General features: G+C 62.2%; 18 protein-coding genes and 1 tRNA gene. 17 read left to right on the top strand and 2 right to left on the bottom strand.

The features are described from left to right. Nucleotides 1–390 precede the first annotated feature (390 nt). Nucleotides 391–819 carry an HIT family protein gene (locus tag VQ067_RS21340; protein WP_003086095.1) on the top strand — a complete coding sequence of 143 codons (429 nt, stop codon included), beginning with the start codon at nucleotides 391–393 and terminating at the stop codon, nucleotides 817–819. Beyond that, entirely contained in the window at nucleotides 820–1,029 is a 210-nt protein-coding gene (locus VQ067_RS21335) for a SlyX family protein (RefSeq protein ID WP_003086099.1), read from the top strand. A gap of 48 nt (nucleotides 1,030–1,077) precedes the next feature. Here VQ067_RS21335 and VQ067_RS21330 read toward each other — a convergent pair whose 3' ends face one another. Together VQ067_RS21330 and VQ067_RS21325 are read right to left on the bottom strand one after the other, a co-directional pair. After that, on the bottom strand, nucleotides 1,078–1,692 hold the full coding sequence (locus tag VQ067_RS21330; protein ID WP_003086101.1) for a cold-shock protein: 615 nt from the start codon (nucleotides 1,690–1,692) through the stop codon (nucleotides 1,078–1,080). Between the two features lie 213 nt (nucleotides 1,693–1,905). Continuing rightward, a complete protein-coding gene (locus VQ067_RS21325; protein ID WP_003086103.1) occupies nucleotides 1,906–2,376 on the bottom strand; it encodes a Dps family protein in 471 nt (156 codons plus the stop codon). 439 nt (nucleotides 2,377–2,815) lie between these two features. Here VQ067_RS21325 and aspS point away from each other — a divergent pair, with 439 nt between their 5' ends. The 15 genes from aspS (at nucleotide 2,816) to VQ067_RS21250 (ending at nucleotide 14,789) form a co-directional block, all read left to right on the top strand. Continuing rightward, a complete protein-coding gene (gene aspS / locus VQ067_RS21320; RefSeq protein WP_003123218.1) occupies nucleotides 2,816–4,591 on the top strand; it encodes an aspartate--tRNA ligase in 1,776 nt (591 codons plus the stop codon). 66 nt (nucleotides 4,592–4,657) lie between these two features. Further along, the gene (locus VQ067_RS21315) at nucleotides 4,658–5,404 is read left to right on the top strand and encodes a YebC/PmpR family DNA-binding transcriptional regulator (RefSeq protein WP_003086107.1); all 747 of its coding nucleotides are present in this window, start codon (nucleotides 4,658–4,660) and stop codon (nucleotides 5,402–5,404) included. Between the two features lie 84 nt (nucleotides 5,405–5,488). Beyond that, nucleotides 5,489–6,013 carry a crossover junction endodeoxyribonuclease RuvC gene (gene ruvC, locus VQ067_RS21310; RefSeq protein WP_003112575.1) on the top strand — a complete coding sequence of 175 codons (525 nt, stop codon included), beginning with the start codon at nucleotides 5,489–5,491 and terminating at the stop codon, nucleotides 6,011–6,013. 16 nt (nucleotides 6,014–6,029) lie between these two features. Continuing rightward, on the top strand, nucleotides 6,030–6,635 hold the full coding sequence (gene ruvA, locus VQ067_RS21305; RefSeq protein WP_003086122.1) for a Holliday junction branch migration protein RuvA: 606 nt from the start codon (nucleotides 6,030–6,032) through the stop codon (nucleotides 6,633–6,635). 10 nt (nucleotides 6,636–6,645) lie between these two features. Further along, nucleotides 6,646–7,704 carry a Holliday junction branch migration DNA helicase RuvB gene (gene ruvB, locus VQ067_RS21300; RefSeq protein ID WP_003086123.1) on the top strand — a complete coding sequence of 353 codons (1,059 nt, stop codon included), beginning with the start codon at nucleotides 6,646–6,648 and terminating at the stop codon, nucleotides 7,702–7,704. Between the two features lie 52 nt (nucleotides 7,705–7,756). Beyond that, entirely contained in the window at nucleotides 7,757–8,203 is a 447-nt protein-coding gene (gene ybgC / locus VQ067_RS21295) for a tol-pal system-associated acyl-CoA thioesterase (RefSeq protein ID WP_003086124.1), read from the top strand. A gap of 1 nt (nucleotide 8,204) precedes the next feature. Beyond that, the gene (gene tolQ, locus VQ067_RS21290) at nucleotides 8,205–8,900 is read left to right on the top strand and encodes a protein TolQ (protein WP_003086125.1); all 696 of its coding nucleotides are present in this window, start codon (nucleotides 8,205–8,207) and stop codon (nucleotides 8,898–8,900) included. A gap of 22 nt (nucleotides 8,901–8,922) precedes the next feature. Next, a complete protein-coding gene (gene tolR / locus VQ067_RS21285; protein ID WP_003086126.1) occupies nucleotides 8,923–9,363 on the top strand; it encodes a protein TolR in 441 nt (146 codons plus the stop codon). Nucleotides 9,364–9,365: 2 nt separating this feature from the next. Continuing rightward, entirely contained in the window at nucleotides 9,366–10,409 is a 1,044-nt protein-coding gene (gene tolA, locus VQ067_RS21280; protein ID WP_033991237.1) for a cell envelope integrity protein TolA, read from the top strand. Beyond that, entirely contained in the window at nucleotides 10,406–11,704 is a 1,299-nt protein-coding gene (gene tolB / locus VQ067_RS21275; protein ID WP_003086128.1) for a Tol-Pal system beta propeller repeat protein TolB, read from the top strand. Before tolA ends, tolB begins: the two co-directional genes overlap by 4 nt. Nucleotides 11,705–11,756: 52 nt before the next feature. Continuing rightward, nucleotides 11,757–12,263, top strand: coding sequence for a peptidoglycan-associated lipoprotein Pal (gene pal, locus VQ067_RS21270; RefSeq protein WP_003111417.1), 507 nt, complete (start codon nucleotides 11,757–11,759; stop codon nucleotides 12,261–12,263). Between the two features lie 9 nt (nucleotides 12,264–12,272). Then, nucleotides 12,273–13,097, top strand: a complete 825-nt coding sequence (ybgF, locus tag VQ067_RS21265; RefSeq protein WP_003120698.1) for a tol-pal system protein YbgF — start codon at nucleotides 12,273–12,275, stop codon at nucleotides 13,095–13,097. Between the two features lie 219 nt (nucleotides 13,098–13,316). Further along, complete coding sequence (gene queE / locus VQ067_RS21260) at nucleotides 13,317–13,964, top strand: 7-carboxy-7-deazaguanine synthase QueE (protein WP_003086131.1); 648 nt, start codon at nucleotides 13,317–13,319, stop codon at nucleotides 13,962–13,964. A 15-nt stretch (nucleotides 13,965–13,979) separates the two neighbouring features. After that, nucleotides 13,980–14,654, top strand: coding sequence for a 7-cyano-7-deazaguanine synthase QueC (gene queC / locus VQ067_RS21255; protein WP_003086132.1), 675 nt, complete (start codon nucleotides 13,980–13,982; stop codon nucleotides 14,652–14,654). A gap of 59 nt (nucleotides 14,655–14,713) precedes the next feature. Next, a tRNA-Lys gene (locus VQ067_RS21250) sits at nucleotides 14,714–14,789 on the top strand. Nucleotides 14,790–15,091: the final 302 nt, after the last annotated feature.

Genomic DNA, 15,091 nt, shown 5'->3' with positions numbered 1-15,091 from the left:
AGCAAACTCCGTGCACAAATTGGAAAACGGCTTCGCCTATGTATTCCAGTTGGTCTCTTCGAGAGCGAAGCTATTCTGTTTGAAAGCAAACGAATCATGCCTTGAAACCTGTTTGTAATCCGTCTGCTTCAAGGGTTGGTTGCCATCGAGTTGTCTGTGGCGAATGCGTTTGTATCCACGGCATGTCTCCTGTTCGACGTCGCGCTGTATTCATTCGACCGGCATCTTATGGGGCGTTCGGCTGGAGTGGCGCGCCAAGCTGGGGCGGGCGGATGTGCGGGCTTGCTTTGGCCGGGCGGCGAAGTATCCTGCGCGGCAGTTACGGCGGGTCCCTTCTCGGAAGGAGGGGCTAAGCTGTCCATGAATGACGGTCGAACAGGAGAGGTCAGTATGTTCGCTTTGGATCCCCGGCTGGAGCAGGACACCCTGTTGCTCGGCGACTTTCCCCTCAGCCGCCTGCTGCTGATGAACGATGCCCGCTATCCGTGGTTCATCCTGGTGCCGAGGCGGGAGGATGTCACCGAGCTGTTCCAGCTCGATGTCGATGACCAGCAGGCGCTGTGGCGCGAGGCCACGCTGCTGGCAGAGGTGCTCAAGGACACCTTCCGTGCGGACAAGATGAATGTCGCTAACCTGGGCAATGTGGTCAGCCAGCTCCACATGCACGTGATCGTCCGGCGACGTGGCGACGACGCCTGGCCCGGCCCTGTCTGGGGGCGCCATCCGGCTCAGCCTTATTCTTCCGAGCAGGTCGAGGCGATCCGCGGCAAGTTGCGGATGGTGCTGACCGACGGCTTCCGTTTTGCCGGGGAGGCCTAGATGGAGCTGGACGCGCGCATGGATGACCTGGAATGCCGCCAGGCTTTCCAGGATGACACTTTGCAGGCTCTCAACGATGTGGTGGTCGAGCAGCAGCGCAGCATTGAGCGACTGCAGCTTCAGGTCGCGGCATTGATCAAGCGTCTGGAAGACGTCCAGGGGCTGGTGGGCGAGGCGGGGGAAGACGAAGCGCCTCCTCCCCATTATTGAATGCACAAAAAACCCGCCGTTCGGCGGGTTTTCTGTTTTTCGCGGCGGTCAGCGGCGGGAGGCGATTACGTCTTCCGCCTGCAGGCCCTTGTCCCGTTGTACCACCGAGAACTCCACGCGCTGGCCTTCGATGAGGATGCGGTGGCCTTCGCCGCGAATCGCTCGGAAGTGGACGAAGATGTCCTCGCCCGAATCGCGGGAAATGAAGCCGAAACCTTTTGAGGTGTTGAACCACTTCACGGTACCTGTCTCCCGGTTGCCGCTGTCCTGGCTGCCGCCGAGGGCCGTCGGGGCGCTGGCGCTGCGCGAGACCGGTTTGCCGGGCTTCAGGCTGCCCGCCAGTTGCAGGGCCGTGGCCAGCACCAGGCTTAGCAGGGGCAGGACGATCGCCGGCTGGTCGGCGATGGTCGGCAGCGGCGCCAGCAGGATCAGTGCCTGCAGGACGACGCCCAGGACCAGCAGGGCGGCTGCGCCGGCCTGCAGCGGGCGGGTTGGATGTGACGATTGCAGTACGGGAGCGAAGAGCAGGTTGATCAGGCCCAGAATGGCCAGGTAGATGGCATCGGGATGTTGCAGGAAGGGTGTGGCTTCGGTTCTTAGGCTGGGAATGAAGGACAGCAATAGGGCGGCGACGCCCGTGACCAGAAGGACGATTTTCAACATGTCAATGAGTTCACCTTGATGGGGTAACGATCAAGTAGCCGGACAGCGCTTCGGTGCATGAAACGAAAGGTGCGGAAGGACGGCCGGCCTATGCGTGTGACGCACGGCGGCTATTTAACAGGAAAGCAGGAGGCTACTCAAATCAAGCGGTTGGCGCCGGAGGGGAGGGCGGGGCCCTGAGGCGGGCCCCGCTTTCTATCGAGCGATCGACGATCAGCTGGCGAGAAGGCTGCGCAACATCCAGGCGGTCTTTTCATGTACCTGCATGCGTTGGGTGAGCAGGTCGGCGGTGGGTTCGTCGCTGACCTTGTCCAGCAGCGGGAAGATGCTGCGGGCGGTGCGCACCACGGCTTCCTGGCCCTGGACCAGTTGCCGGATCATCTCCTCGGCTTCCGGCACGCCTTCCTCTTCCTTGATGGACGACAGGCGGGCGTAGGCGGCGTAGGTGCCGGGCGCCGGGAAGCCCAGGGCCCGGATGCGCTCGGCGATGTCGTCCACGGCAACGGCCAGTTCGGTGTACTGACCTTCGAACATCAGGTGCAGCGTATTGAACATCGGGCCGGTGACGTTCCAGTGGAAGTTGTGGGTTTTCAGGTAGAGGGTGTAGGTGTCGGCCAGTAGCCGCGACAGGCCCTCGGCAATGGCTGCGCGATCCTGTTCGCCGATTCCGATATTGATTTCCATGGCGTTCTCCTTTCAGTCGGCCTTGTGAATGGGGCACTCCGAAACAGTTGGAGTGAGGCTAACACAGGGTTTTTCCCAGCGCTCTTGGTCTATGTCAAAGGCGGCGATAGGGAGAATCTATTCCGACTGCCCGGTCAAGCGAATGGTTCGCAGGGTGCGGCGAAATGCTTCCGTTCAACGGCCTGGCTTCCCGCGTGACAGGCCGGCGGGGCTGGCTGCAAGCCATGGATTTTTCAGGCTATAATCCCCGCCTTCAATGCGAAGTGGGCCCGGATGCGGGTGCTTCGCCGTTGCCGTTCACCGGGCAGCGCGGGAGATGTCCTTCCGGGGGCGTACCGATGGTTCCGGTGCTCGGTCAGGGCCGGCGAGAGCCCGGCAATGGTCGCCAGGCAGCCGGCGGCTCCACAGAATCCAAGACTTACGAGAAGCGAACCACACCATGATGCGCAGCCACTATTGCGGCCAACTGAACGAGAGCCTGGACGGCCAGGAAGTCACCCTTTGCGGTTGGGTTCACCGCCGCCGCGACCATGGTGGAGTGATCTTCCTCGATGTGCGCGATCGCGAGGGGCTGGCCCAGGTGGTGTTCGATCCGGACCGTGCGGAAACCTTCGCCAAGGCCGACCGGGTGCGCAGCGAGTTCGTGGTGAAGATCACCGGCAAGGTGCGCCTGCGCCCTGAAGGCGCGCGCAACCCGAACATGGCGTCTGGCTCCATCGAGGTACTGGGCTACGAACTGGAAGTGCTGAACCAGGCCGAGACTCCGCCGTTCCCGTTGGATGAATATTCCGATGTGGGCGAGGAAACCCGCCTGCGCTACCGCTTCATCGACCTGCGTCGTCCGGAGATGGCTGCCAAGCTGAAGCTGCGCGCGCGCATCACCAGCAGCATTCGCCGCTACCTGGACGACAACGGCTTCCTCGACGTCGAGACCCCGATCCTCGGCCGGCCGACGCCGGAAGGCGCGCGCGACTACCTGGTGCCGAGCCGTACCTACCCGGGACACTTCTTCGCCCTGCCGCAGTCGCCGCAGCTGTTCAAGCAACTGCTGATGGTCGCCGGCTTTGATCGCTACTACCAGATCGCCAAGTGCTTCCGTGACGAGGACCTGCGTGCCGACCGCCAGCCGGAATTCACCCAGATCGACATCGAGACCAGCTTCCTCGACGAGAGCGACATCATCGGCATCACCGAGAAGATGGTGCGCCAGCTGTTCAAGGAAGTGCTGGACGTCGAGTTCGACGAGTTCCCGCACATGCCGTTCGAAGAGGCCATGCGCCGCTACGGTTCGGACAAGCCCGACCTGCGCATCCCGCTGGAGTTGGTGGACGTCGCCGACCAGTTGAAGGAAGTGGAGTTCAAGGTCTTCTCCGGTCCGGCCAACGATCCGAAGGGGCGTGTCGCCGCCCTGCGTGTACCGGGCGCCGCCTCCATGCCGCGCAGCCAGATCGACGACTACACCAAGTTCGTCGGCATCTATGGTGCCAAGGGCCTGGCCTACATCAAGGTCAACGAGCGCGCCAAGGGCGTGGAAGGTCTGCAGTCGCCGATCGTGAAGTTCATCCCCGAGGCCAACCTGAACGTGATCCTCGATCGCGTTGGCGCGGTCGACGGGGACATCGTGTTCTTCGGCGCCGACAAGGCCAAGATCGTTTGCGATGCCCTGGGCGCGCTGCGTATCAAGGTCGGCCATGACCTCAAGCTGCTCACCCGGGAGTGGGCGCCCATGTGGGTCGTGGACTTCCCGATGTTCGAGGAGAACGACGACGGCTCGTTGTCCGCGCTGCACCACCCGTTCACCTCGCCCAAGTGCACCCCGGCCGAGCTTGAGGCCAATCCGGGCGCGGCGCTTTCCCGCGCCTACGACATGGTGCTCAACGGCACCGAGTTGGGTGGCGGTTCCATCCGCATCCACGACAAGTCCATGCAGCAGGCGGTGTTCCGCGTGCTGGGCATCGACGAGGCGGAGCAGGAAGAGAAGTTCGGCTTCCTGCTCGACGCGCTCAAGTACGGTGCGCCGCCGCATGGCGGCCTGGCCTTCGGCCTGGATCGCCTGGTCATGCTGATGACCGGTGCATCGTCGATCCGCGAAGTGATCGCCTTCCCGAAGACCCAGAGCGCTGGCGACGTCATGACCCAGGCACCGGGTTCCGTGGACGGCAAGGCCCTGCGCGAGCTGCACATTCGCCTGCGCGAGCAGCCGAAGGCCGAGTGATTCGAATCAACCCGCGGTGGCGCCGCTTGCGGCGCCTCCTGCCGAGAGAGCAATACGGAGTGAGTTATGGCTGGTCATTCTAAATGGGCCAACATCAAGCACCGCAAAGAGCGGCAAGATGCCAAGAAAGGCAAGATATTCACCAAGCTGATCCGTGAGCTGACCGTCGCTGCAAGGCAGGGCGGCGGCGTACCGGCGGACAACCCGCGTCTGCGCCTGGCCGTGGACAAGGCGCTGACCGCCAACATGACCCGCGATACCATCGATCGTGCCATTGCACGCGGCGTCGGCTCCAACGATGCCGACAACATGGTCGAGCTTTCCTATGAAGGCTATGCGCCGAGCGGCGTAGCGATCATCGTCGAGGCGATGACCGACAACCGCAACCGTACCGCTGCCGAAGTGCGTCATGCCTTCAGCAAGTGTGGCGGCAACCTGGGCACCGATGGTTCGGTCGCCTACATGTTCGAACGCAAGGGACAGATCAGCTTCGCTCCCGGCGTGGACGAGGAGGCGCTGATGGACGCGGCCCTGGAGGCCGGCGCCGATGACGTGGTAGTCAACGACGATGGCTCCATCGACGTGTTCACCACCTTCGCCGACTTCATTTCGGTGAACGAGGCGCTGGCCGCCGCCGGATTCAAGGGCGACGAAGCCGAAGTCACCATGATCCCTTCGACCACCGCGACCCTGGACCTGGAAACCGCGCAGAAGGTGCTCAAGCTGATCGACATGCTCGAGGATCTGGACGACGTGCAGAACGTCTATTCCAATGCCGATATCCCGGACGACGTGATGGCGCAGCTCGGCTGAGCCGATCGGAGCGATAACGCGAAGCCGGAAGTGGGGTACGCTTGATGCGTTCGAACCCCGCTTCCGGCTTTTAGTATCCAGCTTATGACTTTGATTCTAGGGATTGACCCGGGCTCGCGCATCACCGGCTTCGGCGTGGTGCGGGAAACGGCGCGCGGTTGCGAATACGTGGCGTCTGGATGTATACGGACCGGTAATGGCCCCTTGCACGAGCGTCTGCACGTGGTGTTTCGCAGCGTCCGCGAGGTGATCCGCACCCATGGCCCGACGGCCCTGAGCATCGAGCAGGTGTTCATGGCGCGCAACGCCGATTCGGCCCTGAAGCTGGGGCAGGCGCGGGGGGCGGCCATCGTCGCGGCGATGGAGGAGGGGTTGAGCGTGGCGGAGTACACCGCCTCGCAGGTCAAGCAGGCAGTCGTGGGGACCGGCGGTGCAGACAAGCAGCAGGTGCAGATGATGGTCATGCATCTGTTGAAGCTGACCCAGAAACCGCAGATCGATGCCTCCGACGCCCTGGCCATCGCCCTGTGTCATGCCCATACCCAACAGAGTCTGGTCCCCCATGGCCTGGTGGGCGCACGCCGACGTGGCGGGCGCCTGCGTCTTTGAATAAGGAAAGCTCTTCGTGATCGGACGCTTGCGTGGCACCCTGGCGGAGAAACAGCCGCCGCACCTGATCCTCGATGTGAATGGCGTCGGCTATGAAGTGGAAGTGCCGATGACGACCCTCTATCGGTTGCCTTCGGTAGGCGAGCCGGTGACCTTGCATACCCATCTGGTTGTGCGTGAGGATGCGCACTTGCTCTATGGCTTCGCCGAAAAGCGCGAGCGAGAGCTGTTCCGTGAGCTGATCCGACTCAACGGCGTGGGTCCGAAACTGGCCCTGGCGCTGATGTCGGGCCTGGAAGTGGACGAACTGGTGCGTTGCGTCCAGGCACAGGACACCTCCACCCTGGTGAAGATCCCCGGTGTTGGCAAGAAGACCGCCGAGCGCCTGCTGGTGGAGTTGAAGGACCGCTTCAAGGCTTGGGAAAACATGCCCACGATTGCACCGTTGGTGATGGAACCCCGTGCCAGCGCTACAGTCTCAAGCGCCGAGGCCGATGCAGTCAGCGCGCTGATCGCCCTCGGCTTCAAGCCACAGGAAGCCAGTCGTGCCGTCGCAGCCGTACCGGGAGAGGATTTGTCCAGCGAAGAAATGATCCGCCAGGCCCTGAAGGGCATGGTCTAGGTGGCGCCCGATGATCGAGCCTGATCGCCTCATATCCGCCGTTTCCGGTCGCGAACGCGATGAGCAGCTGGACCGCGCCATTCGCCCGCTGAAGCTGGCCGACTACATCGGCCAGCCCAGCGTGCGCGAGCAGATGGAGCTGTTCATCCATGCCGCGCGCGGCCGCCAGGAGGCGCTCGACCATACGCTGATCTTCGGTCCGCCGGGGCTGGGCAAGACGACCCTGGCGAATATCATCGCCCAGGAAATGGGCGTTTCCATCAAGAGTACTTCCGGGCCGGTGCTCGAGCGTCCCGGCGATCTCGCCGCGTTGCTGACCAACCTGGAAGCCGGCGACGTCCTGTTCGTCGACGAGATCCACCGTCTTTCGCCCATCGTCGAAGAAGTGCTGTATCCGGCCATGGAAGATTTCCAGTTGGACATCATGATCGGCGAAGGGCCCGCGGCCCGCTCCATCAAGCTGGACCTGCCGCCGTTCACCCTGGTCGGCGCGACCACTCGTGCCGGCATGCTGACTAATCCACTGCGCGATCGCTTCGGTATCGTCCAGCGCCTGGAGTTCTACAACGTCGAGGACCTGGCGACCATCGTCAGTCGGTCGGCCGGCATTCTCGGCCTGGAGATCGAGCCGCAGGGCGCGGCGGAAATCGCCAAGCGCGCCCGCGGTACGCCGCGAATCGCCAATCGCCTGCTGCGCCGGGTACGCGACTTCGCCGAGGTCCGGGGGCAGGGCGACATTACCCGGGTGATCGCCGACAAGGCATTGAACCTGCTCGATGTCGACGAGCGTGGCTTCGACCACCTCGACCGTCGTCTGTTGCTGACCATGATCGACAAGTTCGATGGCGGGCCTGTAGGAATCGACAACTTGGCTGCGGCGTTGAGCGAGGAGCGGCACACGATCGAAGATGTACTGGAGCCCTATCTGATCCAGCAGGGCTACATCATGCGGACACCGCGGGGGCGCGTGGTAACACGCCATGCGTACCTGCACTTTGGCCTGAATATTCCGAAAAGGTTGGGGCCGGGGGTGACGACGGATCTGTTCACGTCTGAAGATGGTAATTAATTGCATTTGTGGGCGATTGCCGATTGGCAAAGCCGGGACTTGGTTCTAGAGTATGCGCGCGCAACACGGGGGAAAGCCGTTCCAGCAGCGTTTCCGGGTCTATTACGAGGACACGGATGCCGGCGGCATCGTCTATTACGTCAACTATCTCAAGTTCATGGAACGGGCTCGGACCGAGCGGCTGCGAGCTTTGGGGTTCGCCCAATCGCAACTGGTCGGCGACAATCTGCTGTTCGTCGTGCACTCCGCCGAGGCGCGTTACCACGCCCCGGCCAAGCTCGACGATGAACTGCTTGTCAGCGCCGAGGTCGAGGAGTTGAACCGGGCGAGCCTGAAGTTTCGTCAACAGGTTCGTCGAGCGTCGGACTCCGTCCTGCTCTGCGAGGGGCGGTTCCTGGTGGCGTGCGTGCGAGCGGACACCCTGAAGCCACGTGCTATCCCCGAAACGTTGCGTGCGGCTTTTGCCGGAAGCCCGGATTCTTTTTCAGCAGGAGATTAAAGTGGAACCGAACGTCGTCGACCATACCTCCATGTGGAGCCTGATCAGCAACGCCAGTATCGTGGTGCAGCTGGTCATGCTGACCCTCGTGGCCGCCTCGGTCACATCCTGGATCATGATTTTCCAGCGCGGTAACGCCATGCGCGCCGCCAAGAAGGCACTGGATGCCTTCGAAGAACGCTTCTGGTCGGGCATCGACCTGTCCAAGCTGTACCGCCAGGCCGGTAGCAATCCGGACCCGGACTCCGGCGTCGAGCAGATCTTCCGTGCCGGCTTCAAGGAGTTTTCCCGTCTGCGCCAGCAGCCCGGCGTCGATCCCGATGCGGTGATGGAGGGCGTGGCGCGCGCCATGCGTGTGGCCATCTCCCGTGAGGAGGAGAAACTCGAGGCCAGCCTGCCGTTCCTGGCAACCGTCGGCTCCACCAGCCCGTACGTCGGCCTGTTCGGTACCGTCTGGGGTATCATGAATTCCTTCCGTGGCCTGGCCACCGTGCAGCAGGCTACCCTGGCCACCGTCGCCCCGGGTATCGCCGAAGCGCTGATCGCCACCGCCATCGGCCTGTTCGCCGCGATCCCCGCGGTCATCGCCTACAACCGCTTCTCCGCACGTTCTGAGATGCTGATCGGTCGTTACTACACCTTCGCCGACGAGTTCCAGGCCATCCTGCACCGCAAGGTGCACACCAGCGACGACTAAGACGACTGAGAGGTAAGCCGATATGGCAAGGGTTCGTCACAAGCGCAAGCCGGTCGCGGAAATGAACGTGGTGCCTTACATCGACGTGATGCTGGTACTGCTGGTGATTTTCATGGTGACCGCACCGATGCTCAACCAGGGGGTCAAGGTCGACCTGCCGAAGGTGTCCAGCGAGGCGTTGCCTCAGGACAACAACAAGCAGGTCCTGACCCTTTCGGTGAAGGCCGACGGTTCCTATTACTGGAACGTCGGCAGCGAAGTGGATACTGAAAAACAGACCGATAGTGCCGTGTCGTTGGAACAGATGACCGATGCAGTCACCAAGATCATGAGTGCCCGTCCGGACACCCAGGTATTCATCCGCGGCGACAAGGCGGTGAACTATGGTGCGGTGGTTGGCGCCATGGGTGCCTTGCAGCAGGCCGGTGTGCCCAACGTCGGGTTGATTACCGAGGCCCCCTGATCTTGAAGCAACAGTTCGAGCGCTCGCCTTCCGAGAGTTATTTCTGGCCCGTCGTCCTGGCGGTGGTCCTGCACGTTCTGATCTTCGCCATGCTGTTCGTCAGCTGGGCGTTTGCTCCGGAGCTTCCTCCCTCCAAGCCGATCGTGCAGGCCACGCTCTACCAGCTCAAGTCGAAGAGCCAGGCGACGACCCAGACCAACCAGAAGATCGCTGGCGAGGCGAAGAAGACCGCCTCCAAGCAATACGAAGTCGAGCAGCTCGAACAGAAGAAGCTCGAGCAGCAGAAACTCGAGCAACAAAAGCTGGAACAGCAGCAGGTCGCTGCTGCGAAAGCGGCGGAACAAAAGAAGGCTGACGAGGCTCGAAAGGCCGAGGCCCAGAAAGCCGCCGAGGCGAAGAAGGCCGATGAAGCCAAGAAAGCTGCCGAGGCCAAGGCCGCCGAACAGAAGAAGCAGGCTGACATAGCCAAGAAGCGCGCCGAGGACGAGGCCAAGAAAAAGGCCGCTGACGACGCCAAGAAAAAGGCAGCCGAGGACGCGAAGAAGAAAACGGCCGAGGAGGCCAAGAAGAAGGCTGCTGCGGAAGCGGCGAAGAAGAAAGCCGCCGTCGAGGCCGCCAAGAAAAAGGCCGCCGCCGCTGCCGCGGCAGCGCGCAAGGCTGCCGAGGACAAGAAGGCGCAGGCGTTGGCCGAGTTGCTTTCGGATACGACCGAGCGCCAGCAGGCCCTGGCCGACGAGGTGGGCAGCGAGGTCACCGGCAGTCTCGACGACCTGATCGTCAACCTGGTGAGCCAGCAGTGGCGGCGTCCTCCATCGGCGCGTAATGGAATGAGCGTAGAAGTACTGATCGAAATGCTGCCGGACGGTACCATCACCAATGCCAGCGTCAGCCGTTCGAGTGGCGACAAGCCTTTCGACAGTTCGGCGGTGGCGGCGGTGCGCAACGTCGGCCGTATTCCCGATATGCAGCAATTGCCGCGGGCTACCTTCGACAGCCTGTATCGTCAGCGCCGCATCATCTTTAAACCGGAGGATTTGAGTCTGTGAGTACCCTGATTCGCATTGCGCTGTTCGCCCTGGCCCTGGTGGCAGGTGCTGCGCAGGCTGCCGACCCGCTGGTGATCTCCAGCGGTAACGACCGTGCCATTCCCATCGCCGTGGTGCCGTTCGGCTTCCAGGGGGGCAACGTGTTGCCGGAAGACATGTCCAATATCATCGGCAACGACCTGCGCAACTCCGGCTACTTCGAGCCGCTGCCCCGGCAGAACATGATCAGCCAGCCGGCGCAGGCCAGCGAAGTGATCTTCCGTGACTGGAAGGCAGTTGGCGTCAACTACGTGATGGTCGGCAACATCGTGCCTGCCGGCGGACGCCTGCAGGTGCAGTACGCATTGTTCGATGTCGGCACCGAGCAGCAGGTCCTGACCGGCAGCGTGACCGGCAGCACCGATCAGCTCCGCGACATGTCGCACTACATCGCCGACCAGTCGTTCGAGAAGCTCACCGGTATCAAGGGCGCGTTCTCCACCAAGATGCTCTATGTCACCGCCGAGCGTTTCTCGGTCGACAACACCCGCTACACCTTGCAGCGCTCCGACTACGACGGCGCCCGCCCGGTGACCCTGCTGCAGTCGCGCGAGCCCATCGTGTCGCCGCGCTTCTCGCCCGATGGCCGCCGTATCGCCTATGTCTCCTTCGAACAGAAGCGCCCGCGTATCTTCATCCAGTACGTCGATACTGGCCGTCGTGAGCAGATCACCAATTTCGAGGGCCTGAATGGCGCTCCGGCATTCTCCCCTGACGGCAACCGCCTGGCCTTCGTCCTGTCGCGCGACGGCAACCCGGAAATCTACGTCATGGACCTTGGCAGCCGCGCCCTGCGCCGCCTGACCAACAACCTGGCGATCGATACCGAACCCTTCTGGGGCAAGGACGGCTCTACCCTGTACTTCACCTCGGACCGTGGCGGCAAGCCGCAGATCTACAAGATGAACGTGAACAGCGGTGCCGTGGACCGGGTAACCTTCATCGGCAACTACAACGCCAACCCGAAACTCTCGGCCGACGAGAAGACCCTGGTAATGGTCCACCGCCAGCAGGGCTACACCAACTTCCAGATCGCCGCCCAGGACCTCCAGCGCGGCAATCTGCGGGTGCTGTCGAACACCACTCTGGACGATTCGCCCACTGTTGCGCCCAATGGCACCATGCTAATCTACGCCACCCGCCAGCAGGACCGGGGCGTGCTGATGCTCGTATCCATCAACGGACGCGTACGGATACCTCTCCCTACCGCTCAGGGCGATGTGCGCGAGCCTTCCTGGTCCCCTTACCTGAACTGACGGTCGCCAACGGTTACAAACTTATACACTGGGGTTCATTAGGAGTTACATGATGGAAATGCTGAAATTCGGCAAATTTGCTGCGCTGGCTCTGGCCATGGCTGTGGCTGTGGGTTGCTCCTCCAAGGGCGGCGATGCTTCCGGTGAAGGTGCCAATGGCGGCGTCGACCCGAACGCAGGCTATGGCGCCAACAGCGGTGCCGTTGACGGCAGCCTGAGCGACGAAGCCGCTCTGCGTGCGATCACCACCTTCTACTTCGAGTACGACAGCTCCGACCTGAAGCCGGAAGCCATGCGCGCTCTGGACGTACACGCGAAAGACCTGAAAGGCAGCGGTCAGCGCGTAGTGCTGGAAGGCCACACCGACGAACGCGGCACCCGCGAGTACAACATGGCTCTGGGCGAGCGTCGTGCCAAGGCCGTTCAGCGCTACCTGGTGCTGCAGGGCGTTTCGCCGGCCCAGCTGGAACTGGTTTCCTATGGTAAAGAGCGTCCGGTCGCTACCGGCCACGACGAGCAGTCCTGGGCTCAGAACCGTCGCGTCGAGCTGAAGAAGTAAGAAGTCGTTATGCCCAAGCACCTGCGTGTCCTGACGTTCCTCGCGCTCAGCCTGCCATTAGCGGCCTGGGCGGAAGTTCCTGTGTATGACGGCGTTGCCGCCAACAATGGCGGCAACGTTCCTCCTTCCGGGTATGGCACGGCAGGTGCCGGCGGCGCCTTTGCCGGAGGTGGGGTGACAACCCCCACCTCCGTGCAGGGCGAACTGTTCATGCAGCTCCAGCAGATGCAGGACGAGTTGGCTCGCCTGCGTGGCACGCTCGAGGAACAGCAGAACCAGATCCAGCAGCTCAAGCAGGAAAGCCTGGAACGCTACCAGGACCTCGACCGTCGGATTTCCGGTGGTGGCGCTCCCGCTGCACAGAATTCCGCACCTGCTGGCGCCATCAATGCCAATGGGGCGCCTGCGGCTCCCGCAGGCAACAACGCACCGGCGCCGAGTAGCGAGCCGGGCGACCCGGCGAAGGAGAAGCTCTACTACGACGCGGCCTTCGACCTGATAAAGAGCAAGGATTTCGACAAGGCGAGCCAGGCGTTCAATGCCTTCTTGCGCAAGTACCCGAACAGCCAGTACTCCGGCAACGCCCAGTACTGGCTCGGCGAGGTGAACCTGGCCAAGGGCGACCTGCAAGGTGCCGGCCAGGCTTTCGCGCGGGTCAGCCAGAGCTACCCCAGCAGCCAGAAGGTGCCCGACTCGCTGTACAAGCTGGCGGACGTCGAGCGTCGCCTGGGTAACAACGACAAGGCCAAGGGCATCCTCCAGCAGGTCATTTCCCAGTACCCGGGCACTTCGGCCGCCCAACTGGCGCAGCGCGACCTGAAGAACCTTCGCTGACCCCGTTCCCGATGAACAAACCCGCGCCTGTCGCGGGTTTTTTCGTTAGAATCGGCGCCCCCGTGAAGCTGCATGGTTTCAGCTCGGCTGATCTTCGTGCCTCTCCTCGCGAGACCTTCCGGGATTTCGAGTGCCACGACAGGATACGTTCCGTGGCGCCCCTTCATTTACCGCAACGGAGGCGGACGACCTGTTCAGTCGTCACGCCCGTGGCTGAATATGCAACAGACCCTGCGCATCACCGAGATTTTCTACTCGTTGCAGGGGGAAACACGTACCGCCGGCTTGCCGACGGTCTTCGTGCGCCTGACCGGCTGCCCCCTGCGCTGTCACTATTGCGATACCGCCTATGCCTTCAGCGGCGGCGACGTCGTTAGCCTGGACGCTATTCTCGAGCGGGTTGCCACCTACAAGCCTCGCTACATCTGCGTGACCGGCGGGGAGCCGCTGGCCCAGCCGAATTGCATTTCTCTGCTGGAGCGGCTTTGCGACGCCGGCTACGAGGTTTCCCTGGAAACCAGCGGGGCCCTCGATGTGTCACGGGTCGACCCGCGCGTAAGCAAGGTTCTCGACCTCAAGACGCCGGGATCTGGCGAGGTCGGACGCAACCGATACGAAAATATCCCGTTGCTGACCGACAACGATCAGGTGAAGTTTGTCGTCTGTTCGCGAGAGGACTACGACTGGGCGGTATCCAAGCTGATCGAGTACCGCCTCGACCAGCGTGCCGGTGAAGTCCTGTTCTCGCCGAGCCACTATCAGGTCAGCGCGCGCGAACTGGCCGATTGGATCGTGGCCGACAACCTGCCGGTCCGCCTGCAATTGCAACTGCACAAGATTCTCTGGAACGACGAACCTGGCCATTGAGACGAGGAATCCATCATGAACCAGAAGAAAGCGGTCATCCTGCTCTCCGGCGGCCTCGACTCCGCCACCGTTGTCGCCATGGCCAAGGCCGACGGCTACGCCTGCTACACCATGAGTTTCGACTACGGCCAGCGCCATCGCGCCGAGCTGCAGGCCGCCGAGCGCGTGGCCCGGCAATTGGGCGTGATCGAGCACAAGGTGATAGGGCTCGACCTCAATGGCATGGGCGGCTCGGCATTGACCGACGAGAGCATCGCGGTGCCCGAGTCGCCTAGCGCAGGTATACCGGTGACTTACGTGCCGGCGCGCAATACGGTGTTCCTCTCGCTCGCCCTGGGCTGGGCCGAGGTCCTGGATGCCCGTGACATCTTCATCGGTGTGAATGCGGTGGATTACTCTGGTTATCCGGATTGTCGCCCTGAGTTCGTCGAGGCTTTCGAACGCATGGCGAACCTGGCAACCAAGGCGGGCGTGGAAGGCAATGGCTTCCGCATCCAGGCGCCGCTGCAGTATCTGTCCAAGGCGCAGATCATCCAGGCGGGCGTGGCGCGCGGGGTGGATTACGGCCTGACGGTGTCCTGTTATCAAGCCGATGAGCAGGGACGTGCGTGCGGCAAATGCGATAGCTGCCGGCTGCGTGCGGATGGCTTCGCGGCGGCTGGTATTTCCGACCCGACGCCATATTTCTGAAAAAAATTCGCGAGAGGTGTTGTTTTTACGTTAGAAATCAGTATTATACGCCTCGCGTTGGGTCGTTAGCTCAGTCGGTAGAGCAGTTGGCTTTTAACCAATTGGTCGTAGGTTCGAATCCTACACGACCCACCATTTTGAGAGGGGCGAGTTGCACAGGCCTAGGAAGGGGTGTTGCACCTTTTACTTGTCCAGCAGCCGTCTGGGCCGAACATTAGGCCCGCATTGACGTGATGTCAATATGGAATAGCCCGCCTATTTAGGTGGGCTTTTCTGTTTCTAAGGCCCTGAAACCATTCTGCAGGCGTAGCAATGCGCCCTCGACGTAATCAGCGATTACAGAGGGTACTGCGGTGTTGGCCTTGAAACTGCGGGGCTCTGCCAGCATGCCGGCGCTGGAATCTAGGCGCTCTCGGTAATTCCAGATTTTTCCTACA

The organism is Pseudomonas sp. KBN12P06040 (assembly GCF_037574965.1).
Classification (GTDB): domain Bacteria; phylum Pseudomonadota; class Gammaproteobacteria; order Pseudomonadales; family Pseudomonadaceae; genus Pseudomonas; species Pseudomonas aeruginosa.
This window is presented reverse-complemented; position numbering and strand designations above follow the sequence as displayed.